Source organism: Streptomyces cyaneofuscatus (genome assembly GCF_042718795.1).
GTDB classification, from domain to species: Bacteria; Actinomycetota; Actinomycetes; order Streptomycetales; family Streptomycetaceae; genus Streptomyces; species Streptomyces cyaneofuscatus_A.
Map to the genome: position 1 here is coordinate 68320 of NZ_JBHXOX010000029.1, position 26931 is coordinate 95250.

The 26931-nt window shown below is 71.5% G+C and carries 22 protein-coding genes; 12 read left to right on the top strand and 10 right to left on the bottom strand.

What is annotated here, in order from left to right; all coding sequences use genetic code 11:
- Positions 1 to 12 precede the first annotated feature (12 nt).
- Genes ACFWRT_RS29365 through ACFWRT_RS29385 form a run of 5 tightly spaced genes read right to left on the bottom strand, consistent with a single transcriptional unit; the run spans position 13 to position 6054 of the window.
- A complete protein-coding gene (locus ACFWRT_RS29365) occupies positions 13 to 1059 on the bottom strand; it encodes a S66 peptidase family protein (RefSeq protein WP_380951961.1) in 1047 nt (348 codons plus the stop codon).
- Positions 1056 to 3071: a prolyl oligopeptidase family serine peptidase gene (locus ACFWRT_RS29370; RefSeq protein ID WP_380951962.1), complete on the bottom strand. Its 2016-nt coding sequence runs from the start codon at positions 3069 to 3071 to the stop codon at positions 1056 to 1058. Before ACFWRT_RS29370 ends, ACFWRT_RS29365 begins: the two co-directional genes overlap by 4 nt.
- A 53-nt stretch (positions 3072 to 3124) precedes the next feature.
- Positions 3125 to 4483 carry a M20/M25/M40 family metallo-hydrolase gene (locus ACFWRT_RS29375; RefSeq protein ID WP_380951963.1) on the bottom strand — a complete coding sequence of 453 codons (1359 nt, stop codon included), beginning with the start codon at positions 4481 to 4483 and terminating at the stop codon, positions 3125 to 3127.
- Entirely contained in the window at positions 4476 to 5309 is an 834-nt protein-coding gene (locus ACFWRT_RS29380; RefSeq protein WP_380951965.1) for a M55 family metallopeptidase, read from the bottom strand. Before ACFWRT_RS29380 ends, ACFWRT_RS29375 begins: the two co-directional genes overlap by 8 nt.
- A 52-nt stretch (positions 5310 to 5361) precedes the next feature.
- Positions 5362 to 6054 (bottom strand): TetR/AcrR family transcriptional regulator, encoded by a 693-nt coding sequence (locus ACFWRT_RS29385; protein ID WP_380951966.1) that lies wholly within the window; start codon positions 6052 to 6054, stop codon positions 5362 to 5364.
- Between the two features lie 150 nt (positions 6055 to 6204).
- Here ACFWRT_RS29385 and ACFWRT_RS29390 point away from each other — a divergent pair, with 150 nt between their 5' ends.
- Positions 6205 to 6966 (top strand): SDR family NAD(P)-dependent oxidoreductase, encoded by a 762-nt coding sequence (locus tag ACFWRT_RS29390; RefSeq protein ID WP_380951967.1) that lies wholly within the window; start codon positions 6205 to 6207, stop codon positions 6964 to 6966.
- An 84-nt stretch (positions 6967 to 7050) separates the two neighbouring features.
- Here the strand turns inward: ACFWRT_RS29390 and ACFWRT_RS29395 are convergent, their stop codons facing one another.
- Positions 7051 to 8052: an aldo/keto reductase gene (locus tag ACFWRT_RS29395; protein ID WP_380951968.1), complete on the bottom strand. Its 1002-nt coding sequence runs from the start codon at positions 8050 to 8052 to the stop codon at positions 7051 to 7053.
- Positions 8053 to 8164: 112 nt separating this feature from the next.
- Between ACFWRT_RS29395 and ACFWRT_RS29400 the strand changes: the two genes are divergently transcribed.
- Positions 8165 to 9076, top strand: a complete 912-nt coding sequence (locus ACFWRT_RS29400; RefSeq protein WP_380951969.1) for a LysR family transcriptional regulator — start codon at positions 8165 to 8167, stop codon at positions 9074 to 9076.
- A gap of 52 nt (positions 9077 to 9128) precedes the next feature.
- Here the strand turns inward: ACFWRT_RS29400 and ACFWRT_RS29405 are convergent, their stop codons facing one another.
- Both ACFWRT_RS29405 and ACFWRT_RS29410 read right to left on the bottom strand, forming a co-directional pair.
- The gene (locus ACFWRT_RS29405; protein WP_380951970.1) at positions 9129 to 11531 is read right to left on the bottom strand and encodes an MFS transporter; all 2403 of its coding nucleotides are present in this window, start codon (positions 11529 to 11531) and stop codon (positions 9129 to 9131) included.
- Between the two features lie 221 nt (positions 11532 to 11752).
- Positions 11753 to 12196, bottom strand: a complete 444-nt coding sequence (locus ACFWRT_RS29410; protein WP_380951972.1) for an SRPBCC family protein — start codon at positions 12194 to 12196, stop codon at positions 11753 to 11755.
- A 149-nt stretch (positions 12197 to 12345) separates the two neighbouring features.
- On the opposite strand from ACFWRT_RS29410, the gene ACFWRT_RS29415 reads away from it, so the two are divergent.
- Both ACFWRT_RS29415 and ACFWRT_RS29420 read left to right on the top strand, forming a co-directional pair.
- Positions 12346 to 13380 (top strand): Rv2578c family radical SAM protein, encoded by a 1035-nt coding sequence (locus tag ACFWRT_RS29415; RefSeq protein WP_380951973.1) that lies wholly within the window; start codon positions 12346 to 12348, stop codon positions 13378 to 13380.
- 154 nt (positions 13381 to 13534) lie between these two features.
- Positions 13535 to 15127, top strand: a complete 1593-nt coding sequence (locus ACFWRT_RS29420; protein ID WP_380951974.1) for an alpha/beta hydrolase — start codon at positions 13535 to 13537, stop codon at positions 15125 to 15127.
- Between the two features lie 16 nt (positions 15128 to 15143).
- Here ACFWRT_RS29420 and ACFWRT_RS29425 read toward each other — a convergent pair whose 3' ends face one another.
- Positions 15144 to 15710 (bottom strand): adenylosuccinate lyase, encoded by a 567-nt coding sequence (locus tag ACFWRT_RS29425; RefSeq protein ID WP_380951976.1) that lies wholly within the window; start codon positions 15708 to 15710, stop codon positions 15144 to 15146.
- 361 nt (positions 15711 to 16071) lie between these two features.
- On the opposite strand from ACFWRT_RS29425, the gene ACFWRT_RS29430 reads away from it, so the two are divergent.
- Both ACFWRT_RS29430 and ACFWRT_RS29435 read left to right on the top strand, forming a co-directional pair.
- Positions 16072 to 17853 carry a 3-hydroxyacyl-CoA dehydrogenase family protein gene (locus tag ACFWRT_RS29430; RefSeq protein ID WP_380952015.1) on the top strand — a complete coding sequence of 594 codons (1782 nt, stop codon included), beginning with the start codon at positions 16072 to 16074 and terminating at the stop codon, positions 17851 to 17853.
- Between the two features lie 91 nt (positions 17854 to 17944).
- On the top strand, positions 17945 to 18760 hold the full coding sequence (locus tag ACFWRT_RS29435) for a TetR family transcriptional regulator (RefSeq protein ID WP_380951977.1): 816 nt from the start codon (positions 17945 to 17947) through the stop codon (positions 18758 to 18760).
- Here ACFWRT_RS29435 and ACFWRT_RS29440 read toward each other — a convergent pair.
- Positions 18747 to 19538, bottom strand: coding sequence for a restriction endonuclease (locus ACFWRT_RS29440; protein ID WP_380951978.1), 792 nt, complete (start codon positions 19536 to 19538; stop codon positions 18747 to 18749). The genes ACFWRT_RS29435 and ACFWRT_RS29440 overlap by 14 nt on opposite strands.
- A gap of 133 nt (positions 19539 to 19671) precedes the next feature.
- On the opposite strand from ACFWRT_RS29440, the gene ACFWRT_RS29445 reads away from it, so the two are divergent.
- The 6 genes from ACFWRT_RS29445 to ACFWRT_RS29470 all read left to right on the top strand — a co-directional run bounded on the left by ACFWRT_RS29445 (position 19672) and on the right by ACFWRT_RS29470 (position 26926).
- A complete protein-coding gene (locus tag ACFWRT_RS29445; protein ID WP_380951979.1) occupies positions 19672 to 20478 on the top strand; it encodes a GNAT family N-acetyltransferase in 807 nt (268 codons plus the stop codon).
- Between the two features lie 356 nt (positions 20479 to 20834).
- A complete protein-coding gene (gene ccrA / locus ACFWRT_RS29450) occupies positions 20835 to 22172 on the top strand; it encodes a crotonyl-CoA carboxylase/reductase (RefSeq protein WP_380951980.1) in 1338 nt (445 codons plus the stop codon).
- 9 nt (positions 22173 to 22181) lie between these two features.
- A complete protein-coding gene (locus tag ACFWRT_RS29455; RefSeq protein WP_380951981.1) occupies positions 22182 to 24194 on the top strand; it encodes a protein meaA in 2013 nt (670 codons plus the stop codon).
- The gene (locus ACFWRT_RS29460) at positions 24191 to 25165 is read left to right on the top strand and encodes an HpcH/HpaI aldolase/citrate lyase family protein (protein ID WP_380951982.1); all 975 of its coding nucleotides are present in this window, start codon (positions 24191 to 24193) and stop codon (positions 25163 to 25165) included. Before ACFWRT_RS29455 ends, ACFWRT_RS29460 begins: the two co-directional genes overlap by 4 nt.
- A 2-nt stretch (positions 25166 to 25167) precedes the next feature.
- The gene (locus tag ACFWRT_RS29465; protein WP_380951983.1) at positions 25168 to 25671 is read left to right on the top strand and encodes a MaoC family dehydratase; all 504 of its coding nucleotides are present in this window, start codon (positions 25168 to 25170) and stop codon (positions 25669 to 25671) included.
- 49 nt (positions 25672 to 25720) lie between these two features.
- Positions 25721 to 26926, top strand: a complete 1206-nt coding sequence (locus tag ACFWRT_RS29470; RefSeq protein WP_380951984.1) for an acyl-CoA dehydrogenase family protein — start codon at positions 25721 to 25723, stop codon at positions 26924 to 26926.
- The last annotated feature ends 5 nt before the right edge of the window (positions 26927 to 26931 follow it).

The window sequence follows — 26931 nt, forward strand, 5'->3', positions numbered from 1 at the left end:
CCGTGTCAACGCTCAGGACAGCGGTTGTTGACGGACCTTCACACAAGGATGCCCGGATGGTGCACCTGAAGTGCCCCGGGGCTGGAGGAGTGCGGGGGTCTCGACGGTCAGCGTGCAACGGCCGCCGTCCGCAGGGGCGTCGAGCACCGCGGGCACCCCCAGCGGCACCGTCAGCGCGGTCGGACCGTGACCGAACCCCAGCTCCTCGATCACGGGTATCCCCAGCGGGCCGAACCGGTCGGCCAGCACGGCGCGGATCTTCTCGTACGGTCCGCACTCCTGCCAGGAGCCGCAGACCACCCCGGACAGCCCCTCCAGGGCGCCGGAGCGCAGCAGCCGGGTGAGGATGCCGTCGAGGCGGTAGGGCTCCTCCCCCGTGTCCTCGATGACGAGGAGGCCGCCCCGGGCGCCGGTCCGGGCGTGCGGGGTGCCGGCGGTGGCGGCGAGCAGGCTGACGCAGCCCCCGTACAGGATGCCCCGGGCCTGCCCGGGGACCAGGGCGGCGGCCGTGTCCAGGCCGAGGGTCAGGACCGTCTCCGGCTCGAAGAGGGTGGCGCGCAGGTGTTCCCGGGTGGCCGCGTCCTTCAGGAACGCCTCGGTGGCCACCATCGGGCCGTGCAGGGTGGCGAACCCGGCCCGCAGGGCGAACGCCTCGTGCAGCACGGTGATGTCGCTGTAGCCGACGAACACCTTGGGCCCGGCCGCCCGGATCGCCGCCCAGTCGAGCAGGTCCACCATCCGGTGCGCGCCGTACCCGCCCCGGGCGCAGAACACCGCCTCCACGGACGGATCGCACCAGGCCGCCTGGAGATCGGCCGCCCGGTCCGCGTCCCTACCCGCCAGGTAGTCCAACTCCGGATGCACGTCACGGACATGGGGGAACACGACAGGTTCCAGGCCCCAGCCGCGCAGTACCCCGAGCCCCGCCTCCAGCCGGTCGGCTGGGACCGGGCCGCTGGGTGCGACGACGGCGACGCGCGCGCCGGGGCGCAGCCGGGGCGGCCGGGTCAAGGGGGCCGGCCGCGAAGGAGAGGCCACCCGGGAAGGCTCTGCCGTCACTTCCTCAGCTCCAGCGGCGGCACATCGCCCCGGTCGATACCGAAAGTCTGTACGTAGAGGGAGAGTTCGGCCTCCAGCGCCCGGATCAGGGTCTCCGCCCGCCGGAACCCGTGCCCCTCCCCCTCGAAGGCGATGTACGCGTGCGGCACCCCACGCCCCGCGACGGCGGCCAGGAACCGGTCGCACTGGGCGGGCGGGCAGACCTGGTCGTCCAGCCCCTGGAGCAGCAGGAACGGGGCGGTGAGCCGGTCGGTGCCGTTGATCGGCGCGCGGTCGCGGTAGCGCTCGGGCACCTCGGCGGCCGGTCCGATCAGGGACTCCAGGTACTGCGACTCGAAGTCGTGCGTGCCCTCCGTCGACCAGCCCTCCAGGTCCAGGACCGGGTAGAGGATCGTGCCGCAGGCGTAGCGGTCGGTGGAGATGAGCGAGGCCGCGGTGGTCCAGCCGCCCGCGCTGCCGCCCCGGACCGCGAGCCGTCCGGGGTCGGCCGCCCCCTCGGCGACCAGGGCGTCGGCGACGGCCGCGCAGTCCGCCACGTCGACAACTCCCCACTGTTCGCGGAGCCGTTCGCGGTAGCGGCGGCCGTAACCGGTGGAGCCGCCGTAGTTGACGACGGCGACCCCGATGCCGCGCGAGGTGAAGTAGGCGATCTCCAGGTCCAGGACGAGCGGTGCGTGCCCGGTGGGTCCGCCGTGCGCCGCGACGAGGTACGGGGGCAGTTCGCCTTCGGGCGCGGTGCGTTCGGGGTGGTGCGGCGGGTAGATGTGGGCGTGGATCTCGCGGCCGTCGGGGCCCGTGAAGGTCCGGTCCTGGGATGCGGGGAGGTAGGCCGGGTCGACGGCGTCGTGGTGGGCCGATCCGATGACGCGGGTGCGCCCGGTCACCGTGTCCAGCTCCACGACCTCGTAGCCGGTGCGCGGGCTCGCCGCGACGCCGATGACCCGGCTGCCGTGCACGGCGAGGGTGTCGGCCCAGGTGGTCCGGTGCCCGGGGACGTCGGCGAGTTCGCCGGTCTCCGGGTCGAGGATGCCGAGGCGCTGGGAGCCCCGGCCGTGCAGGACGGCGATGAGCCCGTTCTCCAGCGGATGGAACCAGCGCAACCCGATCTTCCACAGCGGCCCGCCGAACTCCTCGCCCCGGGGCGGCAGAAGACGGCTGCTGGGCACCGCTCCTCCGGCCACGGCGTCGGGGCGGATGCGCTGGAGCTCCCACCAGCCGGCGAGGTCGGAGACGAACAGGAGGCTGCCGTCGCGGTCCCACTCGATCTGGCACACCGACTCGTCGACATCGCCCACCAGGGGCCTTACGCCGGTGAATTCACCGCTCTCCGTGATCTCCGCCAGCATCACCACCGTGCCGTCCCACGGCATCCGGGGATGGTCCCAGGCGATCCAGGCGGCCCGCCGCCCGTCGTGCGAGACACGGGGCCCGGTGACGAACCGGTGCTGCCCGTCGGAGAGTTCGCGTACGGCTGAGCGGTCATCGGCGGCCGAGCCGTCCAGCGGTACGGCGGCGAGCACCCGGGTCACGTCGGTGGGCCCGGGCCCGGTGAACTCCTCCAGCACGCACCACACTTCGCCCTGTTCGCCCCGGTCCAGGCGCACCTGCGGGTCCACCCAGCGCAGCCCGCCGCCGACGTCCGAGAGCGGGGTGAGCGGCCACGGCGCGTCCGGCCCGTCGGGGGCGTAGGCGTACAGCCGCTGGTCGGCGAAGTGGACGAAGACGACGAGCGGCCCGCCCTCCGCGCGCACCGTACCGGCCCAGGGCTGTCCGCCGTACTCGATCACCCGGCTGCGCGGGTTCCACGGGGCGGGCAGCACGGGCTCCGTGGTGCCGTCCGGGCGGCGGCGCACCAGGGCGCGGCGGCCGCCCTCGGCCGGGCGCGGCTCGGTCCACCACACCTCGTCGCCGACAGTTCCGAGGTGGTCGGGGCGGCCGTCGTGCGAAGCGGCGAGGGCCGCGTCGATCGGCGACGGCCAGGAGCCGTACGGGGCTTCGGGCACGGTGTTCACGGTGGAGGTCCCCCCAGGGTCCGGTCGAACGATACGGGTCAGGACACTGCTGGTCAGGCGGTGCGCAGATAGTGGTCGAGGACACGGACGCCGAAGTGGAGGGCGTCCACGGGGACGCGCTCGTCGACACCGTGGAAGAGCGCCTGGTAGTCGATCCCCGGCGGCAGCTTGAGCGGCGAGAAGCCGTAGCCGGTGATGCCCAGCTTGGCGAACTGCTTGGCGTCGGTGCCGCCCGACATGCAGTACGGCACGGTGTGCGCGCCCGGGTCGAACGTCTCGACGGCGGCGCGGAGTTTGGCGTACGTGGGTGAGTCGACCGGAGCCTGGAGCGCCTGCTCGCGGTGGTAGAACTCCCAGGAGACGAGGGGGCCGGTGAGGCGGTCCAGGGTCTCGTGGAACTCGTCCTCGCCGCCGGGGACGAAGCGTCCGTCGATGAAGGCGGTGGCGTGGCCCGGGATGACGTTGACCTTGTAACCGGCGCCCAGCATCGTCGGGTTGCTGCTGTTGCGGACGGTGTTCTGGACGAGCGTGGCGGCCGGGCCGAGCTTGGCGAGGAGCTCGGGGACGTCGAAGGCGGGGTCGTCCAGGTCGGCGGAGATGCCGTGCAGGGCGGCGATCTCGGTGATGGCGGCGCGGACGGTCGGGGTGAGGCGGACGGGCCACTCGTGCTCGCCGATCCGGGCGACGGCGGCGGCGACGGCGGTCACCGCGTTCTCCCGGTTGACCTTGGAGCCGTGTCCGGCCCGGCCCTCGGCGGTCAGCTTCAGCCAGCCGGTGCCGCGCTCACCCGCCGCGATCGGGTAGAGGGAGAGGCCCTGCCCGGCGTGGAAGGTGAACGCCCCGGACTCGCTGATCCCTTCCGTACACCCCTCGAAGAGTTCCGGGTGCTGGTCGGCGAGGAAGCCGGAGCCGTCGACGGCACTGTCCTCCTCGTCGGCGGTGTAGGCGATGACGATGTCGCGCGGCGGCCGGAACCCTTCGCGGGCCCACCCCCGTACGACGGAGAGGATCATCGCGTCCATGTTCTTCATGTCGACGGCCCCGCGCCCCCACACCACCCCGTCGCGGACCTCGCCGGAGAACGGGTGCACGGTCCAGTCGGCGGGTTCGGCGGGCACCACGTCCAGGTGGCCGTGGACGAGCAGCGCGTCGGCCGACGGGTCGGTGCCGGGGATGCGGGCGACGACGTTGGTCCGGCCGGGGGTGCGCTCCAGCATCACCGGTTCGAGACCGGCCCCGGCCAGCCGCTCGGCGACGTACTCGGCCGCCGGGCGCTCCTGGCAGTCGCCGCCGCCCCGGTTGGTGGTGTCGATCCGGATCAGCTCGGAGGTGAAGGTCACCACCTCGTCGAGCGCCTGCCGGCCCACGGGCCCGAGCGGGCCGGGGGCGGTGGGGACGGGGGCGTCAGCCATACTGCTCCTCCACGGCGGACGACACGATCGTCGTCACGGCCTTGAACGTGCGGATACCTTCGTACATCGTCGCGCTGGTGTAGGCGACGCGCCTCTCACCGCTGGGCGCCACGCCGGGCACCACGGTCGCGGCGGCCGCCAGATGCTCGGCGTCGAACTCCAGCTCCACGGTGTAGGTCCCGCCGGTCACGGGGGTCTGACGGACGGACAGCGCGGCGGCTTCGCGCGCAGCCGTCCGGATGTCCGCCGCCGTACGGGCGGGGGTGCGGCACACCGCCGCGTACCGCGATACGTAGTCCTTGACGGCGACCTTGCGGGCCCCCGGCGCGTACCCCTCGGCGTCCACGCAGGTCAGGTCGTCGCCGGTGACGAGGACGACGGGGACGCCGTACTCGGCGGCCACGTGCGCGTTGAGCAGTCCCTCGCTCGCCCGGGCGCCGTCGAGCCAGACGCCGGTGATGGAGTTGGCGAGGTAGGTGTGGGCGAGGACCCCCTCCGTACCGGCCCCGGTGTGGTAGCCGACGAAGGCGATGCCGTCCACGTCGCCGTGCTGGATGCCCTCCACCATGGAGAGCGACTTGTGCCTGCCGGTGAGCATCTGGACCCGGTCGTCCAGTTGCTCCAGGAGCAGGTTCCGCATCGACCAGTGAGCCTCGTTGACGAGGACCTCGTCGGCGCCGCCGTCGTAGAAGCCGAGGGCGGCCGCGTTCACGTCGGAGGTGAACATCGGCCGGCAGCGCTCCCACTGCGGGGTGCCCGGCAGCACGTCGGCCGGCCAGGTCACTCCGGTGGCGCCCTCCATGTCGGCGCTGATGAGGATCTTCATGCCGCCACACCGTACGCCCCGGCGGCGGGCTGGGCCAGGGAGGGTGCCCTTGTCACCCCTCCGGTGCGCCGAAGGTCCCTCCGGTGGGCTCTGCGGCGGGGGCGGCCGGGGCGGCGGGGCCGGTGGAGGCGGTAAGGGCTGCGGGGGCGGCCAGGCCGTCCCAGGCGGCCATGGCGCCGGCCACCGCCTGCTGGAGTCCGGGCAGGGCGACGCCGTCGCGGGACTGGATGGACAGGCCGTTGAGCACGGCACTGTAGAAGTGCGCGATGGCCGCCGCGTCCGCGTCGGGCCGTACGTCACCGTCCTCGATGCCCCGTTCCACCCGTCGGCGGATCAGGTCCCGGACCTCCGTGCGCATCCGGGCGAGGTGCGCGGCGACCGAGGAGTTCTCCTGTACGGGGACGGGGGCGGCGAGCACGGTGAGGCAGCCGGCCGGGGTGGCCGGGTCGGCGTAGGCGGCGGCGTTGTCCTGGAGCATCGCGGCCACGGCCGCGCGGGCGGTGGGCTGCTCGTCGAGGGCCCGGCGGGTGTACCGGCCCTCGGTCGCCGTGTAGAGGGTGACGGCCTCCCTGAAGAGCTTCTCCTTGGAGCCGTAGGCCGCGTAGACGCTGGGCGAGTTGATGCCCATGGCGGCGGTCAGATCGCTCATCGACGTGGCCTGGTAGCCGCGTTCCCAGAACACCCCGAGCGCCTTGCGCAGCGCTTCGTCGCGGTCGAAGGCGCGTGGTCTGCCTCTGCCTGCCATGCCCGGCCACCTTTCTGTGTCGTACGTCAAATATATCCCTTGACCTGCCGAAGAGGCCCGTGCATGATTTCTGTGTCAGTCGGCACAGAAACATTGGCGCTCCGCCCGGCGGTGCTCCGCCCTCCCCCCTTTCGCGTCAGGAGACTTCGCATGTCCGCAACGTTCCACGGCAAGGTCGCGCTCGTCACCGGAGCCGGCTCCGGCATCGGCCGCCGCAGCGCCCGTGCCTTCGCCGAGCGGGGCGCCACGGTCGTCGTCGCCGATCTCCACGCCGAGAACGCCGCGCACACCGTCGAGCTGATCGAGCGGGAGGGCGGCACCGCGAGCGCCGTCACGGTCGACGTGACCGACGCCGAATCCGTGCGCGCGATGGTCGGCACCACGGTCGCCCGCCACGGCGGCCTGCACATCGCTCACAACAACGCCGGCGTCTTCGCCGCGCTCGGCCCCGCCGGCGACATCGACGAGAAGCAGTGGCACATCCAGCTCGCGGTCAACCTCACCGGCGTCATGCTGTCCATGAAGTACGAGATCCAGCACATGCGCGAGCACGGCGGCGGCGCCATCGTGAACGCCGCCTCCAACATCGGCTACCACCTGCGCTACCCCGGCACCGGCGCGTACGCGGCCTCCAAGGCCGCCGTGTCGACCCTCACCCGGGCCGCCGCGCTCGACCACATCAAGGACGGCATCCGTATCAACGCGGTCAGCCCCGGCGCCTCCGACACCCCGATGACCTTCCTGCCCGGCGAGAGCGAGGCCGACCGCGCCGCCCGGCTGAACGGCACCATCCCGCTCGGCCGCCTCGCCGGGACCGATGAGATCGTCGCCTCGGTGCTCTGGCTGGCCTCGGAGGACTCCAGCTTCGTCGTCGGCCACGACCTGGTGACCGACGGCGGGGCCAGCGCCTGAGCCGTACGGCGCCGTCGGATGAGCCGGTGCCGGATCGACGGAGTGGGCGTCGCGCCCTGAGCCCACCCCGCCGGGCCGTGTGTGTCAGCCCGTCCCGGTCTCGGCCAGCAGCTCCTCGATCCGGGTCAGCTCCTCCTCGGTGAACTCCAGGTTCCGCACGACCTCCACGCTGTTCTCCAACTGGGTGACGCTGCTCGCGCCGACCACGGCCGAGGTGAGACGGCCGCCGCGCAGCACCCATGCCAGGGCGAGTTGGGCGAGGGACTGCCCGCGCTCCTTCGCGACGGCGTCCAGGGCGCGCAACCGCTCCACGAGCTGGGGCGTGAGGGCGTCGGACGTCAGGAACGGGCTGTCGCCCGCCGCCCGGGAGCCGGCCGGGATGCCGTGCAGATAGCGGTCGGTGAGGATGCCCTGCTCCAGCGGGGAGTAGGCGATGGAGCCGACGCCCAGCTCGTCCAGCACGGTGAGCAGCCCGTCCTCGGGGCGGCGGTCCAGCATCGAGTAGCGGGGCTGGTGGATGAGCAGGGGCGTGCCGAGGTCCTTGAGGATCGCGGCGGCCTCGCGGGTCTGCTCGGCGGAGTAGTTGGAGAGGCCGACGTAGAGGGCCTTGCCCTGGCGTACGGCGGTGTCGAGCGCGCCCATGGTCTCTTCGAGCGGGGTGTCGGGGTCGGGGCGGTGGGAGTAGAAGATGTCGACATACTCCACGCCCAGGCGCTTGAGGCTCTGGTCCAGGGAGGAGCGCAGGTACTTCCGCGAGCCCCACTCCCCGTACGGGCCGTCCCACATGTGGTAGCCGGCCTTGGTGGAGATGACGATCTCGTCGCGCAGCGTGGCGAAGTCGCCGGCGAGCGCACGGCCCAGGGTGAGTTCGGCGGAGCCGGGCGGCGGGCCGTAGTTGTTGGCCAGGTCGAAGTGGGTGATGCCCAGGTCGAAGGCGCGGCGCAGGATGCGGCCCTGCTCGTCGGGGGTACGGTCCCCGCCGAAGTTGTGCCAGAGGCCGAGGGAGAGCGCGGGCAGCAGGAGGCCGCTGCGGCCGGTGCGCCGGTAGGGCATGGCGGAGTAGCGGTCGGCGGACGGCAGATACATAGGAGAGGACTCCGCGGGGAGGGGGCCGGGGGACGGCCTCCAGGCTTTCGCAGATCGATCCAGCAGTCCAACAGGAGATTCCGCTCGGATTCATCACCTAGAGTCCTCAATCGTGGAACTGCGTCAGTTGGAGCACTTCGTCGCCGTCGCCGAGGAGCAGCACTTCACCCGCGCCGCCGAGCGCCTCGCCGTCTCCCAGTCCGGGCTCTCCGCATCCGTACGGGCCCTGGAGCAGGAGCTGCGGACCCCGTTGTTCTCCCGCACCACGCGGACGGTCCGGCTCACCGAGGCGGGGCGGGCGCTGCTGGTGGAGGCCGAGCGCACACTGGCGGGGGCGCGGGCGGCGCGGGACGCGGTCGATGCCGTACGGGGGCTGCTGCGCGGGACGCTGACGGTGGGCGTCGAGCAGTGCGTGGCGGGGGTGAGCCCGGCCCGGCTGCTGGCCGCGTTCCACCGGGAGCACCCGCAGATGGAGCTGCGGCTGCGCCAGGAGGGGACGAGCAGTCTGCTGGACGGGGTGGCCGGAGGGCGCCTGGACCTCGCGTTCGCGGCCACCGTCAGCCCGGCGGAGTGGCGCGGGGAGCTGATGCCGCTGGCGCGGGAGGAGATGGTGGTGCTGTGCGCGGCGGGGCACCGGTTCGCCGGGCGGGCCCGGGTGGGGTGGGAGGAGCTGCCGGGTGAGTCGTTCATCGACTTCCACCCGGACTGGGGGCCTCGGCGTGCGGCGGACGAGGCGTTCGCGGCGGCGGGGGCCCGGCGGACGGTGGGCCTGGAGGTCAACGACGTGCACAGCCTGCTGGAGCTGGTGCAGGAGGGGCTGGGGATCGCGGTGGTGCCGCACCACTTCTCCCGTAAGCCGGAGGCGGCCCGGCTGGTGGCGGTGGAGGTGGCGCCGGCGGGCGGGCGGCAGGCGGTGTACGAGAGCGTGGTGGTGCTTCCGGCGGCGCGGAGCCTGAGCCCGGGGGCGCGGGCGCTGATGCGGCTGGTGCGGGAGGACGCGGTGCGGGAGGCGGGGGTGGGCTGAGCCCGTCAGGAGCCCGTACCGGACTCGTGGGCTCAGCTCACCCCCGTACGCCTCAGTCCTCGTGGCCCAGTTGGAGGTCCCGTTCCGTGCGGCCGCCGCCCGCCACCTGGAGCACCGTCGCGACCGGCGGGTACCCGGCGGCGATCACCGTGTACTCCCCCGACGACAGGTCCACGAACCGGAAAGACCCGTCGGGCCCGGTCGTGAGGGTGTCCACCACGTTGCCCGCCGCGTCCAGCAGGGTGACCCGGGCGTCCTCCACCGGCCGGCCGCCGGTGGCCCGGACGATGCCGCGCAGCACGGCCCCGCCCGCCAGCTCGATGTCCTGCCGGGTCTCGCGGGCCGCCTGGACGCTGACCGGGAGGGCGGCGGGGCGGTAAGCGGGGGCGCTGGCGGCGAGGGTGTACTCGCCGGCGACGAGCTCGCTGATGACGTAGCCGCCCTCGCGCCCGGTGCGGGTGGAGGCGACGACCTCGCCGCGTACGTCGGTGAGGGTGACGGCCGCGTCCCGCACCGGCACCCCGTCGGCCGTCAGGACGGACCCGGCGAGCCGTCCGGCGCCGCCGAGGACCACGTCCAGCTCGACGGGGCGGTCGCCCACGGTGACGCTGACGGCCTGCGGCTGGTGGCCGCCCGCCGCGGCGATGAGGACGTAGCCCCCGGCGCCCGGGACGCTCAGCGCATAGCGCCCGTCCTCGCCGCTGGCCCCGCGCCCGACCTGCCGCCCCTGGACGTCGATGAGCGTGAGGGCGGCCCGCGCCACCTTCGTACCGTCCGGGTGCTGGACGCTGCCGCGGACGGGCACGCCGGAGAGCCTGGCAGGTTCGGCGCGGGCGGCGGGGATCGGCGAGGGCTCGGTGGCCGCTTCGGGACTGTGGTGGGACACCAGCGGTTTCTCCTTGAGGAAGAAGGCGAGGACCAGGCCGAGGACGAGCACCGGCACGAGGTAGAGGAAGATGCGCGGCATCGCGTCCACGTACGCCTGGATGTAGGCGTCGCGCAGCGCGGGCTCCATCGCGTGGACGAGCTGCGGGGTGATCGACTCCGGCGGAGGCAGCTCGACGCCGGTCGGCAGGCGGACGCCGAGCGAGTCGGAGAGCCGCCCGGCGAAGAGCGTGCCGAAGATGGCGGCGCCTACGCTGCCGCCGATCTGCCGGAAGTAGTTGTTGGCGCTGGTGGCGGTGCCGAGGTCGGCGGGGCGTACGGAGTTCTGCACGGCGAGCACCAGCACCGACATGACCAGGCCGATGCCGGTGCCGAGGACGGCCTGCCAGAGGCTGTACTCCAGTCGGGATGTGCCCCGCTCCAGACCCGAGAGCAGCCACATGCCGACGACCGAGACGGCGCCGCCGGCGATGGGATAGATCCGGTAGCGGCCGGTACGGGTGATGAGCTGGCCGGAGACGATGGAGCCGCCGACGATGCCGAGCATCATCGGGAGCATCAGGAGCCCGGACTCGGTGGCGCTGGCGCCGTCCACCATCTGGAGGTAGGTGGGCAGATAGCTGGCGGCGCCGAAGAGGGCGATGCCGATGACGGCGCCGATGAGGCCGGTGATGTTGAAGATCGAGTCGCGGAACAGCCGCAAGGGGATGATGGGTTCGGCCGCGCGGTGCTCGACGGCGACGAAGAGGAGCGTCGTGACGACGGCCCCCGTCGACAGGCCCAGGATCGTGCGCGAGTTCCAGGCGTACTCCGTTCCGCCCCAACTGGTCACCAGGACCAGGCAGGTGGAGGCGGCGGCCAGCAACACCGCGCCCAGGACGTCGAGTCGGGGCCGTACGGCGGGCTTCGGAAGCTTGAGCACGACGGCGATCACGGCGAACGTGACCAGTCCGAAGGGCACGTTGATGTAGAAGCACCAGCGCCAGGAGGCGTGGTCGGTGAAGAAGCCGCCGAGCAGCGGTCCGGCCACCGAGGCGAGGCCGAAGACCGCGCCGATGAGGCCCATGTAGCGGCCGCGTTCCCGGGGCGGGACGATGTCCGCGATGATCGCCTGTACGCCGATCATGAGACCGCCGCCGCCGACGCCCTGGATCGCGCGGAAGGCGATCAGCTCGTCCATGGTCCGCGACCAGCCGGCCAGCGCGGAGCCGATGACGAAGACGACGATCGCGAACTGGAAGACGCCCTTGCGGCCGAAGAGGTCGCCGAGCTTCCCGTAGAGCGGCAGGACGATGGTGGAGGCGAGGAGGTAGGCGGTCACCGCCCAGGACATCTTCTCCAGGCCGTGCAGCTCACCGACGATCCTGGGCAGGGCGGTGGCGACGATCATCTGGTCGAGCGCCGCGAGCAGCAGGGTGAGCATCAGCCCGAGGAAGACCATGCGCACCCGGCGGGGGCTGATCTCCTCGGCCGCCGGGTGCGGCCGGGCGTCGGCCCGTGGCGGCGGATCCCCTACGGCGGCCGCCGTACGGTCCGGCTCGTCCTTCACCAGCGTGATACCGCCCACCACGTAACGCTCCCCTTCGTCGCACCTGCGCCGCCCTTTCTCGCATCGCGTGGCAAGGCGGGGCAAACGGGATGAGGGGGGCGCAGGGCGCGCACGAAGGGCTTATGCGCCGGTGGGAGCCGCTACGGCGCACAACCGGCCGCCCCGGAAAACCACCCGTTCCGGTGAGGCCGGGCGACCGGCGGGAGCCGGGCCGTTCGCGGGCCCGGCGTCCGTCAAGGGACCTACTTCTCGACCTCGGTGGCGAGGTTCTGGAGCAGCTCGTCGTAGATCCGGCCGAGGCCCTTGGGGGCGAAGGTCCGCTCGAAGAAGCCGCCGATGCCGCCGGCTCCGTCCCAGACGGTGGTGACGACGGCCTTGGACTTCCCCTCACCGGCCGGGGTGACGGTCCAGGTGGTGACCATGGAGGAGTTGCGGTCCTTCTCGACGAGCTGCCCGTCGGTCGGCTCGGTGACCTCCAGCAGGCAGTCGCGGACGCGCTTGCTGGTCGCCTGGAGCTTCCAGTGGACGAGGGTGCCCTCGCCGTCGCCGCCCTCCCGGACCTCGTACTCGCTGTAGTGCGGGGTCAGCACCTTGCCGCGGACGTCCTTGTAGTCGGCCAGCGCGTCGAACACCGCCTCTGCGTCCGCCGCGATGATCCGCTCCGTGGTGGCCTCGACCTGCGCCATGGCTGTTCCTCCAGCAGTCCGTAATTCCGGGGGGTGAGCTGAGCCAACCACCTCGGGTGCGCCGTTCAAAATCGGGCCCGGCGGACCGGTCCGCACGATCAAGGGAACAAGTGTTCTATTCTGTGGCCAGTGCTACCGAGGAGGCGTCCATGCGCTGGGATAATCTGGTCGAAAACCGCCCCATGACCGGCAACAGCGCGCTCTTCGCCGCGGACGCGGTGACCACGCGCACCTTCGACACCCCGGAATTCCGGGGCATCACGTTCCACGAGATCCGGGCCCGTTCGATCCTGAACCGGGTGCCCGGGGCCTCGCGGATGCCGTTCGAATGGACGGTGAACCCCTACCGGGGCTGCTCGCACGCCTGCGTGTACTGCTTCGCCCGCAAGACGCACAGCTATCTGGACCTGGACACCGGCATCGGGTTCGACTCCCAGATCGTCGTCAAGATCAACGCCGCCGAGCTGCTCCAGCGGGAGCTGGCCTCCCGGCACTGGCAGGGCGAGCACATCGCGATGGGCACCAATGTCGACTGCTACCAGCGGGCGGAGGGCCGCTACCGGCTCATGCCCGGCATCATCACCGCCCTGCGGGACCGGGCGAACCCCTTCTCGATCCTGACGAAGGGCACCCTGATCCTGCGGGACCTGGAGCTGCTGCGGCAGGCCGCCGAGGTCACCGAGGTCGGCGTCTCGGTCTCCGTCGGCTTCACCGACCGCGAGCTGTGGCGCACGGTCGAACCCGGCACCCCCTCCCCCGGGCGCCGCCTCGACGTCGTCCACGCCCTCACCGAGAACGGGATCGGCTGCTCGGTCCTGATGGCCCCGGTCATCCCGTTCCTCGGCGACAGCCCGGAGCAGCTACGCGCCACCGTCTCGGCCATCGCGGCGGCCGGGGCGACCTCGGTGACCCCGCTGGTCCTGCATCTGCGCCCCGGTGCGCGCGAGTGGTACCTGCGGTGGCTCGGCCTCCACCATCCGCATCTGGTGCCACGGTACGAACGGATGTACGCGGACGGGGCGTACGCCCCCACCTGGTACCAGCGCCGGATCACCCGTCAGGTGCACGAACTGGCGGACGAGTTCGGAATCGGCCCGGCGCACCGGGGCGAGGCCCGCCGGATCACCCCGGAACGGACACCTCAGGAGCCGGAGCCGGGACCCACCCAGCTCACCCTGCTCTGACATCCCGAGGAGAACCTGACGCCTCCCGCAGACCCGATCGCGTGACCGTACGGGTCAACTCCGCGCGGAAACGGCCCCCAGCCCGTGGATCTCGGGGACCATGCGGCGGGGACCGGCCGACCGCCGCCGCGTCCCCTCCACCTCGGGAGGCCCCATGACGAAACGTGCAGGAATTCTGTTCGCCGCCGGTGCGACGGTCGCCGGCCTGCTGGCCGCCGCTCCGGCCCCGGCCGCCGCCTCACAGGCGGGCGCGCCGCCCGCCCCGAAGCTCGCGTGGACCGACTGTCCGACGGAGAACCATCCGACGCTCCAGTGCGCCAAGGTCCGCGCGCCGCTGGACCACACCGACCCCGCCGGCCGCCAGGTCACCCTCGCCCTGTCCCGGATCCCGCACACCGCGAAGACCTTCCAGGGCCCGCTGCTGGTCAACCCGGGCGGGCCGGGCGGCAGCGGCCTGTCGATGGCCGGGTTCGTGGCCTCGGCGCTGCCGAAGAAGGTGGCGTCCCAGTACGACGTGATCGGGTTCGACCCGCGCGGCGTCGGGAAGAGCAGCCCGCGCCTGGACTGTCTGCCCGGCCACTCCGACCCGGTGCGCCCGGACTCGGTGCCCGCCTCCTACCGGGACGAGCGGATCAACCGCGACCGGGCCGCCGCCTTCGCCCGCGCCTGCGGCGAGAAGCACGGCGACGTGCTGCCGTACATGGACACCGTCAGCGCCGCCAAGGATCTCGATGTGATCCGCCGGGCGCTGGGCTCGGAGCGCATCAACTACTTCGGCTACTCGTACGGCACCTACCTCGGCGCGGTCTACGCGAAGCTGCACCCGGAGCGGGTGCGGCGCCTGGTCCTGGACTCGGTCGTCGGCCCCGACGACGTCTGGTACCAGGGCAACCTCAACCAGGACTACGCCTTCGACGACCGCCACAAGGCGTTCGCGGCCTGGGTGGCGAAGCACGACACGACGTACGGGCTCGGCACGGACCCGGCGGAGGTCGAGGCCGCCTGGTACCGGATGCGGGCGGCCGTCGCGGCGGAGCCGGTGGACGGCAAGGTCGGGTCGAGCGAGCTGGAGGACACCTTCCTGCCCGGCGGGTACTACAACGGCTACTGGCCCTACCTCGCCGAGGCGTTCGCCGCGTACGTGAACGACCAGGACACCGGGGCGCTGGCCGAGGCGTACGAGAACTTCGGCGCGACCGGCACGGGCGGCGGCAACAGCTACTCCGTCTACACCGCCGTCCAGTGCCGCGACGCCGGCTGGCCCCGGCACTGGTCCACCTGGCGCAACGACACCCGCCGGATCCACGACAAGGCGCCCTTCATGGCGTGGAACAACACCTGGTACAACGCGCCGTGTGCCGACTGGCCGGTGGCGCCGCTCACCCCGGTCCAGGTGACCAACGACCGCATCCCGGCGGCCCTGATCCTCCAGGCGACGGGCGACGCCGCGACCCCGTACGCGGGAGCGGTCTCCATGCACCGCAAGCTGAAGGGGTCCAGCTTCGTGGTCGAGGAGGGCGGCGGCAACCACGGCATCACGCTCAGCGGCAACGCCTGCCTCGACAAGCACCTGACGGCCTATCTGACCGACGGGACCGTCCCGCGCGGCCGGGGCGAGGGCGAGGCGGACGCGGTCTGCGCGGCGCTCCCCGACCCGAAGCCGCTGCCGGCGGCGAAGGCGGCGGCCCAGTCGGTGGACAACAGCGCGGGCAGCCGCCTGCACGGACTGCTGGGGCCGCGCCACTGATAAAACCTCCCGGCCCTTACCGCAGCCGTCCCAGCGCCTGCGCCGCCGCCGTCCCCAGGCGCGGGTGCGGGAGGGCCGCCGTGAGGACCGGGCGGGCCCGCCGGTCGCCGAGCTGGCCGAGGCCCTCGACGCAGGCGAGCGCCACCGGCCAGTGCGGGTCGCCCGGGGCCAGGAGGCGGTGGAGGGTGGCGACCAGGGCGGGGACCGCCTCCGGGGCCCGCAGGATGGTGAGCAGCCGCACCGGGTGCACGGCGTACGCGGTGCGCAGGGTGTTGGTGGCGAGCGTGGCGGCGGCCCGGGGCGTGCGGGGGTCGTTCAGCTCGGCCAGGGCGTGGCAGGCGGAGACGCAGCGCTCGGGGTCGCGGTGGTTGAGCAGGAGCACCAGCGCCTCGAAGGCCCGCCGGTCGCCCGCGCAGCCGAGCCGGAAGGCGGCGATCTCGCGGGCCCACAGCGGGCGCCCGGGCTCCACCAGGACCCGGGCCAGCACCTCGTTGTCGTCGGTCGCCACGAGCAGGTCGTACGCGGCCGACCCGGCCGCCTCGCCCCGTAACCGGTCCACGAGCGAACGGAGTTCCTCATCCATAACGCTCAGCGTATCCATGGACACGCTGCGTGTGGGGCGGGCCGGAGGAGTCGATGTGGTCCAGCACACAAAGACCCAGGGGTGGCGCGCTCGTTACCGGCCGGTTAATCTCATCTGAGCGGGAACACACTCCCCGCGACTCCGGTGGCCTGGTGACGCAGCCACCCGGAGTGCTTGTCGGTTCGGCAGTTTTCCAGTGCGACGCGACTCCGGGACAGAGTCGCTCACCCCTGACGGCCGGGCGTGCTTCCAGCGCCCCGCCACCGCGCTTCACGACACGCATCCGCGCATGCCCACGCGCCGCTCCCTCATCGCCGCGCGCGCCTGCTCCCACAGTCGTCACTCACCCTGGAGTCCCGTGATGGACACCCCGCTCTCCACCATCGCCGTCGTCGGCCTCGGCACCATGGGCACCGGCATCGCCGAGGTCCTGGCTCTCGCCGGCCGCGAAGTCATCGGTATCGACATCAGCGAGGCGGCCGCCCGCCAGGCCGTCACCTCCCTCGAAGCCTCCACCGCACGGGCCGTCGGGCGCGGGCGGATCACCGAGCAGGAGCGGGCCGACGCGCTCGCCCGGTTCCGTACCCACGACACCCTCCAGGCCGCCGCCGAGGCGGAGCTGGTCATCGAGGTCGTGCCGGAGACGTACGAGATCAAGCAGCAGGTGTTCCGGGAGCTGGACGCCGTCGTCTCCCCCACCGCGATCCTCGCCACCGGGACGAACGCCCTGTCGGTGACCCGGCTCGCCGCCGAGTCGCAGCGCCCCGAGCGGGTGCTCGGCCTGCACTTCTTCAACCCGGCGCCCGCGATGAAGCTGGTCGAGGTGGTCTCCTCGGTGCTGACCGCGCCGCCGGCCGTCGAGGCGGTCACCAAGCTGGCGCGCGAGCTCGGCAAGGAGCCGGTCGCGGTCGGCGACCGGCCCGGGTTCGTCGCGGACGGGCTGCTTTTCGGCTATCTGAACCAGGCCGCCGCGATGTACGAGGCGAACTACGCCTCCCGCGAGGACATCGACGCCGCGATGAAGCTCGGCTGCGGACTGCCCATGGGGCCCCTCGCCCTGCTGGACCTGATCGGGATCGACACCGCCCGCACCGTCCTGGAGGCCATGTACGCCGCCTCCCACGACCGCCTCCACGCCCCCGCCCCCGTCCTCGGCCAGCTCAGCGAGGCGGGCCTGACCGGGCGCAAGGCCGGGCGCGGCTTCTACACGTACGACGCCCCGGGCGGCCAGGCCGTCGTGCCCGACGCGCTGACCCCCTCCGCCGGGGCGGCGGCCGGTGACGGGCGTTCCATCGCCTCCGTCGGGGTCGCCGGCTCCGGAACCATGGCCTCCGGCATCGCGGAGGTCTTCGCCAAGGCCGGGTACACCGTGGTCCTGGCGGCACGCGGTCAGGAGAAGGCGGACCTCGCCAAGGCCCGGATTGCGAAGTCGCTGGAGCGGTCGGTCAGCAAGGGGCGGCTCACCGCCGAGGCGCGGGACGAGACGCTCGGCCGGATCACGGCCGCCGGGTCGCTGGACGCGTTCGCCGAGGTCGACCTCGCCGTGGAGGCGGTCGCCGAGGACCTGGAGATCAAGCGGCAGCTCTTCGCCACCCTGGACAAGGTCTGCCGCCCCGGCGCGGTCCTCGCCACCACCACCTCCTCCCTGCCGGTCATCGCCATCGCCCGGGCGACCGGGCGGCCCGAGGACGTCATCGGGATGCACTTCTTCAACCCGGCGCCCGCGATGAAGCTGGTCGAGGTCGTCCGTACGGTCCTGACCGCCGACGACGTGCACGCCACGGTCCGCGCGGTCTGCACGAAGATCCGCAAGCACCCGGTGGACTGCGGGGACCGGGCCGGGTTCATCGTGAACGCGCTGCTCTTCCCGTACCTCAACAACGCGATCAAGATGGTCGAGGAGCACTACGCCTCCCTCGACGACATCGACGCGGCGATGAAGCTGGGCGGCGGCTACCCGATGGGCCCGTTCGAACTGCTGGACGTCGTCGGGCTGGACGTCTCGCTCGCCATCGAGAAGGTGCTGCACAAGGAGTTCCGTGACCCGGGGCTCGCTCCGGCACCGCTGCTGGAGCACCTGGTGGCCGCGGGCTGCCTCGGCCGCAAGACGGGCCGGGGCTTCCGCGAATATGCCCGTCGCTGATCCGGGAGCCGGGTGGGGCGGGCTGCTGGGACCCTCCGGCTCCCCGCCCCCGAAGGCGCGCTCTCCTGCACGGATGCGTTACGTTCATGCCATGTCCCAGCCCGCCAAGTCACCCCGTGCCACCGCCGCGTCCGACGCCCCGGAGACCCCCGCGGGAACGCGCGCGGCCGCCCAGCGGCTCAAGATGCGCCGCGAACTGGCCGCAGCCGCGATGGAGCTCTTCGCCACGAAGGGGTACGAGGCGACGACCGTCGACGAGATCGCGGGCGCCGCGGGCGTGGCCCGGCGGACCTTCTTCCGGCACTTCCGCTCCAAGGAAGAGGCCATCTTCCCGGACCACGACGACACCCTCGTCAGGGCCGAGGCCGTCCTGAACGCCGCACCCGCGCACGAGCACCCCCTCGACACGGTCTGCCGCGGCATCAAGGAAGTCATGAAGATGTACGCGGCCAAGCCCGCCGTCTCCGTGGCCCGCTACAAACTGACCCGCGAGGTACCGACCCTCCGCGAGGCCGAGATCGCGTCGGTGGCCCGCTACGAGCGGCTGTTCACCCGCTATCTGCTGGGCCACTTCGACGAGCGCGACCACCACGTGGGCAACGACGACCCGCTGCTGGCGGAGGTGGCCGCGTCCGCCGTGGTCACCGCGCACAACCACGTGCTGCGGCGCTGGCTCCGGGCGGACGGCCAGGGCGATGTGGAGGCCCAGCTCGACCGGGCCTTCGCCATCGTGCGCGACACCTTCGGCACCGGCATCGGGGCCGGCCGCACCGCCCCGTCCGAGCCCGCCGCCACCCCGGCGGCGACGGTGGCCGCGGAGGGCGAAGTGCTCGTCGCGGTGGCGCGTACGGACGCCCCGCTGGACGAGGTCATGCGGACGATCCAGCAGGCGCTCAAGGAGCGCTGACCCCGACGGCCGGCTCCTCGGCGAAGACCCACGGCGGCGGTGCGCCGCCCTCGCTCCAGGCGGCCAGCTCCTCGGGGCCGTAGCAGAGGATGGCGCACTGCTCGGCGTAGTCGAGCGCGGGTTCGGTGAAGCCGCCGGTGCTCACGACCAGCGCGATGTCCGCCTCGTGGACGGCGTAGCAGGTGCCGCCGAAGCGCTGGAGGTCCTGGGATCCGGCCCGGTTGTCCGGCCCGTACCGCTTGCACTGGACGACGAGGCGGCGTCCGTCCGGTGTGGTGCCCACGACGTCGGCGCCCAGGTCCCCCGCGCCGCCCACCACCTCGGCGTCCGCGCAGCCGTCGCGCCGGCAGAGTTCGGCCACGGCCTCCTCGAAGGCGTACGGGTCCAGTTGGGCGTAGTCGACCGGGTGGGCGGCCGACGGGGGCTCGGGATACGCGGCTCCGGCGGCGCCCAGGGGCTCCGGGCGCGCGGCCTCGGAGGCGGCGTCCAACTCGGCGATTCCGGCGTCGACGATCCCGTACGCGGCATCCGTGACGGTCTCCGCGATCCGCCGGGCCCGTCGGCGGCGGCGCAGCACCAGAAGGGCCGCGACGAGGAGCAGGGCGATCACGAGCCCGGCGGCGACCGGGTTGTCGGCGGTACTCCGCCAGGCGGCCCGCAGGGCCACCCCGCCGCCCGCGAGGACCAGCGCGATCAGGGCGAAGCCGAAGGTGGTGCGGCGGATGTCGAAGGGGCCCCGGCGCTCGTGGACGCTTCTTCTGCGGATCGGTATGCCCATCGGTGTCCCACCCCTGCTTCCTGACCACTTCAAGATCACTTGGTTCCGCACATCTGCCCCGCGCCGGTCTTCCAACGCGCGCGAAGGCCGAAAACCGCTGGTCCGCCGGTCGCCACTGTGCTGAGGTGCGCGGATGCGATCATCTGAGAACGTCATCGAGACACGTGACCTGTTCGACCGGGAGATGCGGGAGCACGCCCGCCCCGACGGGCCCGGCGTACGCGTCGAGCGCGCCGGCCCCGTCGTCCGCCAGGTGGGCGGCGCCGACGACTGGAACGGGGTGGTGTGGTCGGACTCGGAGCTGGACGCGGCCGGGGCCGACGCCGCCATCGCGGAGCAGATCGAGCACTGCGCGGCGCTCGGCCTGCCGGATTTCGAGTGGAAGCTGTACGCCCACGACCGCCCCGCCGACCTGGGCGACCGGCTGCGGGCGGCCGGGTTCGAGCCGGAGGAGCCGGAGACCCTGCTGGTGGCGCCGACCGGGCTGCTGGGCGGGCGGGTCGAGCTGCCGGAGGGGCTCACGCTGGTGCCGGTGACGGACGCGGCGGGGGCCGAGCTGATGGCCCGGGCCCATGAGCGGGCGTTCGGAACGGACGGGGCCCGCCTCCTCCACCAGGTGGTGCGACGGCTGGAGGAGGCGCCCGAGGACTTCGTGGCGGTGATGGCGGTGGACGCCGACGGGGAGCCGGTCTGCTCCGGGCGGATGGAGCTGTACCCGGGGACGGGCTTCGCGGGGCTCTGGGGCGGCGGGACGGTGACCGCCTGGCGCGGGAAGGGCGTCTACCGGGCGCTGGTGGCGTACCGGGCCCGGATCGCCGCCGAGCGCGGCTACCGCCACCTCCAGGTCGACGCGACCGACATGTCCGCGCCGATCCTGCGTCGGCTCGGCTTCACGGAGCTGGGGACGACGACGCCGTATGTGTACCGACCGGTGCGGTAACCGCCCGCCAGCAGGACAGAACGTCTCGTAACGCCCATCGTGTTGCTCATGCGTGCCTACGAGATGACAAGTGAGAGAAATTGTTGGCACTGGGTGCCTTGTCAGGTGTCACGGAGTGCCATACGTTGAAGGTGTCCGGGCGGCCGGCGTGCTGGGATCTCACGTACGCCGGCTGTCCCCGCAACCACCGTGCTGCGCGCCCGGACGCCTGCGTCACAGGCACCCTTCTGCTCCACCCGAGCAAAGCCGAAGCTCCACCCGCCGAACCGACGGCAAACACCTCCACACCGCACCGCTCCCCTGCCAGCAGGGCCCCTCAAGCGTTCCCTCGACGCCGCATCACCGGAGGCAACACCGTGAAGGAAATCCTGGACGCGATTCAGTCGCAGGACAGCACCGCCGCGGACTTCGCGGCCCTGTCCCTCCCCGAGTCCTACCGCGCGATCACCGTGCACAAGGACGAGGCGGAGATGTTCGCCGGGCTCGAGTCCCGCGACAAGGACCCCCGCAAGTCGCTCCACCTGGACGAGGTCCCGGTCCCCGAACTCGGCCCCGGCGAGGCCCTCGTCGCCGTGATGGCCAGCTCGGTGAATTACAACTCCGTCTGGACCTCCATCTTCGAGCCGGTGTCCACCTTCGGCTTCCTGGAGCGGTACGGGCGGCTCAGCGAGCTCACCAAGCGCCACGACCTGCCGTACCACGTCATCGGCTCGGACCTGGCGGGCGTCGTCCTGCGCACCGGTCCCGGCGTGAACGCCTGGAACCCGGGCGACGAGGTCGTCGCGCACTGCCTCTCCGTCGAGCTGGAGTCCTCCGACGGCCACAACGACACGATGCTCGACCCCGAGCAGCGCATCTGGGGCTTCGAGACCAACTTCGGCGGCCTGGCGGAGATCGCGCTCGTCAAGTCCAACCAGTTGATGCCCAAGCCCCAGCACCTCAGCTGGGAGGAGGCCGCCTCTCCCGGCCTGGTCAACTCCACCGCGTACCGCCAGCTCGTCTCGCGCAACGGCGCCGGCATGAAGCAGGGCGACAACGTGCTGATCTGGGGCGCCAGCGGCGGCCTCGGCTCCTACGCCACGCAGTTCGCGCTGGCCGGCGGCGCCAACCCGATCTGTGTCGTCTCCAGCCCCGAGAAGGCCGACATCTGCCGGTCGATGGGCGCCGAGGCGGTCATCGACCGCAACGCCGAGGGCTACAAGTTCTGGAAGGACGAGCGCACCCAGGACCCCAAGGAGTGGAAGCGCTTCGGCAAGCGCATCCGCGAGTTCACCGGCGGCGAGGACATCGACATCGTCTTCGAGCACCCGGGCCGCGAGACCTTCGGCGCCTCGGTCTACGTCACCCGCAAGGGCGGCACGATCACCACCTGCGCCTCCACCTCGGGCTACATGCACGAGTACGACAACCGCTACCTGTGGATGTCCCTCAAGCGGATCATCGGCTCGCACTTCGCCAACTACCGCGAGGCGTGGGAGGCCAACCGCCTGATCGCCAAGGGCAAGATCCACCCGACGCTCTCCAAGGTCTACTCCCTGGAGGACACCGGCCAGGCCGCCCACGACGTCCACCGCAACGCCCACCAGGGCAAGGTCGGCGTCCTGGCCCTGGCCCCCCGCGAGGGTCTGGGCGTCCGCAACCAGGAAATGCGCGAGCAGCACATCGACGCCATCAACCGCTTCCGCAACGTCTGAGGTTCTCCCATGACCGAACGTCAGAAGGACCGGCCCTGGCTCATGCGGACGTACGCGGGTCACTCGACCGCCGAGGCGTCCAACGAGCTGTACCGCCGCAACCTCGCCAAGGGCCAGACGGGTCTCTCGGTCGCCTTCGATCTGCCGACGCAGACCGGATACGACCCGGACCACATTCTCGCCCGCGGCGAGGTGGGCCGTGTCGGTGTGCCCGTCTCGCACCTCGGTGACATGCGCCGGCTGTTCCAGGACATCCCCCTGGAGCAGATGAACACCTCGATGACGATCAACGCGACCGCCATGTGGCTGCTGGCGCTCTACCAGGTGGTCGCGGAGGAGCAGGGGGCCGACCCCCACAAGCTCCAGGGGACCACGCAGAACGACATCGTGAAGGAGTACCTCTCGCGCGGGACGCACGTCTTCCCGCCGGTGCCCTCGCTGCGGCTGACCACGGACATGATCACGTACACGGTCAACCGCATCCCCAAGTGGAACCCGATCAACATCTGCAGCTACCACCTCCAGGAGGCGGGGGCCACCCCGGTCCAGGAGATCGCGTACGCCATGTCGACCGCCATCGCGGTGCTCGACGCGGTCCGCGGCTCGGGCCAGGTGCCCGAGGAGAAGTTCGGTGACGTGGTCGCCCGGATCTCGTTCTTCGTGAACGCGGGCGTCCGCTTCATCGAGGAGATGTGCAAGATGCGCGCCTTCAGCCGCATCTGGGACCGCGTCACGCGTGAGCGGTACGGCATCACCGACGCCAAGCAGCGCCGCTTCCGCTACGGGGTCCAGGTCAACTCCCTCGGCCTGACCGAGGCACAGCCGGAGAACAACGTCCAGCGCATCGTCCTGGAGATGCTGGCCGTCACCCTCTCCAAGGACGCCCGCGCCCGCGCCGTACAACTCCCGGCCTGGAACGAGGCGCTGGGCCTGCCCCGGCCCTGGGACCAGCAGTGGTCCCTGCGGATCCAGCAGGTGCTGGCGCACGAGAGCGATCTGCTGGAGTACGAGGACATCTTCGCCGGTTCGCACGTCATCGAGGCCAAGGTGGAGTCCCTGGTCGAGGAGTCGCTCGCGGAGATCGACCGGATCCAGCAGATGGGCGGCGCGATGGCGGCCGTCGAGTCCGGCTACCTCAAGTCCGAGCTGGTCTCCTCGCACGCGGCGCGGCGGGCCCGGATCGAGGGCGGCCAGGAGAAGATCGTCGGCGTCAACATCTACGAGACGACCGAGCCCAACCCGCTCACCTCCGACCTCGACGGCGCGATCATGACCGTCGACCCGGCGAACGAGGCCCGGGTCGTCGCCGCCCTCCACGAGTGGCGGGACAACCGCGACGAGGCCCGGGCGACGGAGGCCCTGGCCGCGCTCAAGAAGGCCGCCGCGGGCACCGAGAACATGATGGAAGCCACCGTCGAGTGCGCCCGCGCGGGCGTCACCACCGGCGAGTGGTCCTGGGCGCTGCGGGACGTCTTCGGCGAGTTCCGCGCGCCCACCGGGGTCTCATCGGCCCCGGTCGCGGTCACCGCCGAGCCGGGCAGCACGCTCGCGCTGGTCCGCGAGAAGGTCACCCGGACCGCCGGAGACCTGGGTGTCGGGCGACTGCGTCTGCTGGTCGGCAAGCCGGGCCTGGACGGGCACTCCAACGGGGCCGAGCAGATCGCCGTACGGGCGCGGGACGCCGGGTTCGAGGTGGTCTACCAGGGGATCCGGCTGACCCCCGAGCAGATCACCGACGCGGCGCTCGCCGAGGACGTGCACTGCGTGGGGCTCTCCATCCTCTCCGGCTCGCACGCGGAGCTGGTGCCCGACGTCCTGCACCGGCTGCGCGAGGCCGGGGCGCCGGACATCCCGGTGATCGCGGGCGGCATCATCCCGCCGGCCGACGCCGCGGCGCTCATCGAAGCCGGTGTGGCCGCCGTCTTCACCCCGAAGGACTTCGGTATCACGGAGATCATCGGCCGTATCGTCGACGAGATCCGGAAAGCGAACAAGCTCGACCCTCTGGAGGTCTCCGCATGACCACGCCCACCACCCCCGTGAACCGGCTGCGCCCCCGGCGTTCGTGTCTGGCCGTGCCGGGCTCCAACCCGCGCTTCCTGGAGAAGGCCCAGGGCCTCCCGGCCGACCAGGTCTTCCTCGACCTGGAGGACGCCTGCGCGCCGCTCGCCAAGGAGGGCGCCCGCCACACCATCGTGGACGCGCTGAACAACGGTGACTGGAGCGGCAAGACCCGGGTCGTGCGGGTCAACGACTGGACGACGCACTGGACGTACCGGGACGTCATCACGGTCGTCGAGGGCGCGGGCCCGAACCTCGACTGCATCATGCTGCCGAAGGTCCAGGACGCCCAGCAGGTCGTGGCGCTGGACCTGCTGTTGACCCAGATCGAGAAGACGATGGGCTTCGAGGTCGGGAGGATCGGCATCGAGGCGCAGATCGAGAACGCCAAGGGCCTGGTGAACATCGACGAGATCGCCGCCGCGTCGCCGCGCCTGGAGACGCTGATCTTCGGCCCGGCCGACTTCATGGCGTCGATCAACATGAAGACCCTGGTGGTCGGCCAGCAGCCGCCCGGCTACCCGGCGGACGCGTACCACTACATCCTGATGCGCATCCTGATGGCGGCCCGTACGCACGACCTCCAGGCGATCGACGGCCCGTTCCTCCAGATCCGTGACGTGGACGCCTACCGCGAGGTGGCCGGCCGTGCCGCCGCCCTCGGGTTCGACGGCAAGTGGGTGCTGCACCCCGGCCAGGTGGACGCGGCCAACGAGGTGTTCTCGCCCTCGCAGGAGGACTACGACCACGCCGAGCTGATCCTCGACGCCTACGACTGGTGCACCTCCGAGGAGGGCGGCAAGAAGGGCTCCGCGATGCTCGGCGACGAGATGATCGACGAGGCCAGCCGCAAGATGGCGCTGGTCATCGCGGGCAAGGGCCGGGCCGCCGGAATGCAGCGCACCTCCAAGTTCGAAGCCCCGGAGGCCTGATCATGCAGTTCGGACGCACTTTTGAGGAGTTCGAGGTCGGTGCCGTCTACAAGCACTGGCCCGGAAAGACGGTCACGGAATACGACGACCACCTCTTCTGCCTGCTGACCATGAATCACCACCCGCTGCACATGGACAGCAACTACGCCGAGCAGACGACCGACTTCGGGAAGAACGTCGTGGTCGGCAACTACATCTACTCGCTGCTGCTCGGCATGTCGGTGCCGGACGTCTCCGGAAAGGCCATCGCCAACCTGGAGGTCGAATCGCTCAAGCACATCGCGCCGACCTTCCACGGGGACACGATCTACGGCGAGACGACGGTCCTGGACAAGACCCCGTCGAAGTCCAAGAACGACCGCGGGATCGTGTACGTGGAGACCAAGGGCTACAAGCAGGACGGCACCGTGGTCTGCGTGTTCCGGCGCAAGGTGATGGTCCCCACCGAGACGTACATCAAGGAGCGCGGCGGAGAGCAGCCCGGCCGCCCGACACCCGCCAAGTAACCGTGTGAAGCCTTAAGGCCATCCGCGTGAAGCCACAGGAGAAGCAGCCATGACGCGACTCGCCCAGACCGCCGGTCTGAACGACATCCAGCGGGAAATCCTTTCCACGGTCCGGGATTTCGTCGACAAGGAGATCATTCCGGTCGCGACCCAGCTGGAGCACCGCGACGAGTACCCCACGGAGATCGTGGAGGGGCTCAAGGAACTCGGCCTGTTCGGGCTGATGATCCCCGAGGAGTACGGGGGTCTGGGAGAGTCGCTGCTCACCTACGCGCTGTGCGTGGAGGAGATCGCCCGCGGCTGGATGAGCGTGTCCGGCATCATCAACACGCATTTCATCGTGGCCTACATGCTCAAGCAGCACGGCACCCAGGAGCAGAGGGACACGTTCCTGCCGCGCATGGCGCTCGGTGAGGTGCGGGGCGCGTTCTCGATGTCGGAGCCGGCGCTCGGCTCCGATGTCTCGGCGATCACGTCGAAGGGCGTCAGGGACGGCGACGAGTATGTTCTCAACGGCCAGAAGATGTGGCTGACGAACGGCGGAACGTCGACGCTCGTCGCCGTTCTGGCCCGAAGTGACGAAGGCCACCCCGAGGGCACCGCGCCCCACAAGTCGATGACGACCTTCCTGATCGAGAAGGAGCCGGGCTTCGGAGAGGTCCGGCCCGGCCTGACCATCCCCGGGAAGATCGACAAGATGGGCTACAAGGGCGTCGACACGACCGAGCTCATCATGGACGACCTGCGCATTCCGGCCAATCGTGTCCTGGGCGGCACGACCGGCCGAGGCTTTTACCAAATGATGGACGGTGTCGAGGTCGGCCGGGTGAATGTCGCGGCGCGTGGTTGCGGTGTCGCTCAGCGTGCATTCGAGCTGGGTGTTTCGTACGCTCAGCAGCGCCACACCTTCGGCAAGCCGATCGCGCAGCACCAGGCGATCCAGTTCAAATTGGCTGAAATGGCCACCAAGGTCGAAGCCGCCCATGCGATGATGGTGAACGCAGCTCGCAAAAAGGACTCCGGGGAGCGCAACGACCTGGAGGCAGGGATGGCGAAGTACCTCGCCTCCGAGTACTGCAAGGAAGTCGTCGAGGACGCCTTCCGTATCCACGGCGGCTACGGCTTCTCCAAGGAGTACGAGATCGAGCGCCTCTACCGCGAGGCGCCGATGCTGCTGATCGGTGAAGGTACCGCCGAGATCCAGAAAATGATCATTGGCCGGCGACTCCTGGAGGAGTACCGATTCCAGGGCTGATTGTC

What these genes read in the sequence shown, in the direction of transcription:
- ACFWRT_RS29415 (WP_380951973.1), top strand. Translation starts at nt 12,346, where the DNA reads ATGCGCTGGGATAATCTGGTCGAAAACCGCCCCATGACCGGCAACAGC.
- ACFWRT_RS29395 (WP_380951968.1), bottom strand. Translation starts at nt 8,052, where the DNA reads ATGTATCTGCCGTCCGCCGACCGCTACTCCGCCATGCCCTACCGGCGC.
- ACFWRT_RS29460 (WP_380951982.1), top strand. Translation starts at nt 24,191, where the DNA reads ATGACCACGCCCACCACCCCCGTGAACCGGCTGCGCCCCCGGCGTTCG.
- ACFWRT_RS29465 (WP_380951983.1), top strand. Translation starts at nt 25,168, where the DNA reads ATGCAGTTCGGACGCACTTTTGAGGAGTTCGAGGTCGGTGCCGTCTAC.
- ACFWRT_RS29430 (WP_380952015.1), top strand. Translation starts at nt 16,072, where the DNA reads ATGGACACCCCGCTCTCCACCATCGCCGTCGTCGGCCTCGGCACCATG.
- ACFWRT_RS29380 (WP_380951965.1), bottom strand. Translation starts at nt 5,309, where the DNA reads ATGAAGATCCTCATCAGCGCCGACATGGAGGGCGCCACCGGAGTGACC.
- ACFWRT_RS29440 (WP_380951978.1), bottom strand. Translation starts at nt 19,538, where the DNA reads ATGGGCATACCGATCCGCAGAAGAAGCGTCCACGAGCGCCGGGGCCCC.
- ACFWRT_RS29390 (WP_380951967.1), top strand. Translation starts at nt 6,205, where the DNA reads ATGTCCGCAACGTTCCACGGCAAGGTCGCGCTCGTCACCGGAGCCGGC.
- ACFWRT_RS29375 (WP_380951963.1), bottom strand. Translation starts at nt 4,483, where the DNA reads ATGGCTGACGCCCCCGTCCCCACCGCCCCCGGCCCGCTCGGGCCCGTG.
- ACFWRT_RS29410 (WP_380951972.1), bottom strand. Translation starts at nt 12,196, where the DNA reads ATGGCGCAGGTCGAGGCCACCACGGAGCGGATCATCGCGGCGGACGCA.
- ACFWRT_RS29470 (WP_380951984.1), top strand. Translation starts at nt 25,721, where the DNA reads ATGACGCGACTCGCCCAGACCGCCGGTCTGAACGACATCCAGCGGGAA.
- ACFWRT_RS29445 (WP_380951979.1), top strand. Translation starts at nt 19,672, where the DNA reads ATGCGATCATCTGAGAACGTCATCGAGACACGTGACCTGTTCGACCGG.
- ACFWRT_RS29425 (WP_380951976.1), bottom strand. Translation starts at nt 15,710, where the DNA reads ATGGATGAGGAACTCCGTTCGCTCGTGGACCGGTTACGGGGCGAGGCG.
- ACFWRT_RS29420 (WP_380951974.1), top strand. Translation starts at nt 13,535, where the DNA reads ATGACGAAACGTGCAGGAATTCTGTTCGCCGCCGGTGCGACGGTCGCC.
- ACFWRT_RS29435 (WP_380951977.1), top strand. Translation starts at nt 17,945, where the DNA reads ATGTCCCAGCCCGCCAAGTCACCCCGTGCCACCGCCGCGTCCGACGCC.
- ACFWRT_RS29455 (WP_380951981.1), top strand. Translation starts at nt 22,182, where the DNA reads ATGACCGAACGTCAGAAGGACCGGCCCTGGCTCATGCGGACGTACGCG.
- ACFWRT_RS29385 (WP_380951966.1), bottom strand. Translation starts at nt 6,054, where the DNA reads ATGGCAGGCAGAGGCAGACCACGCGCCTTCGACCGCGACGAAGCGCTG.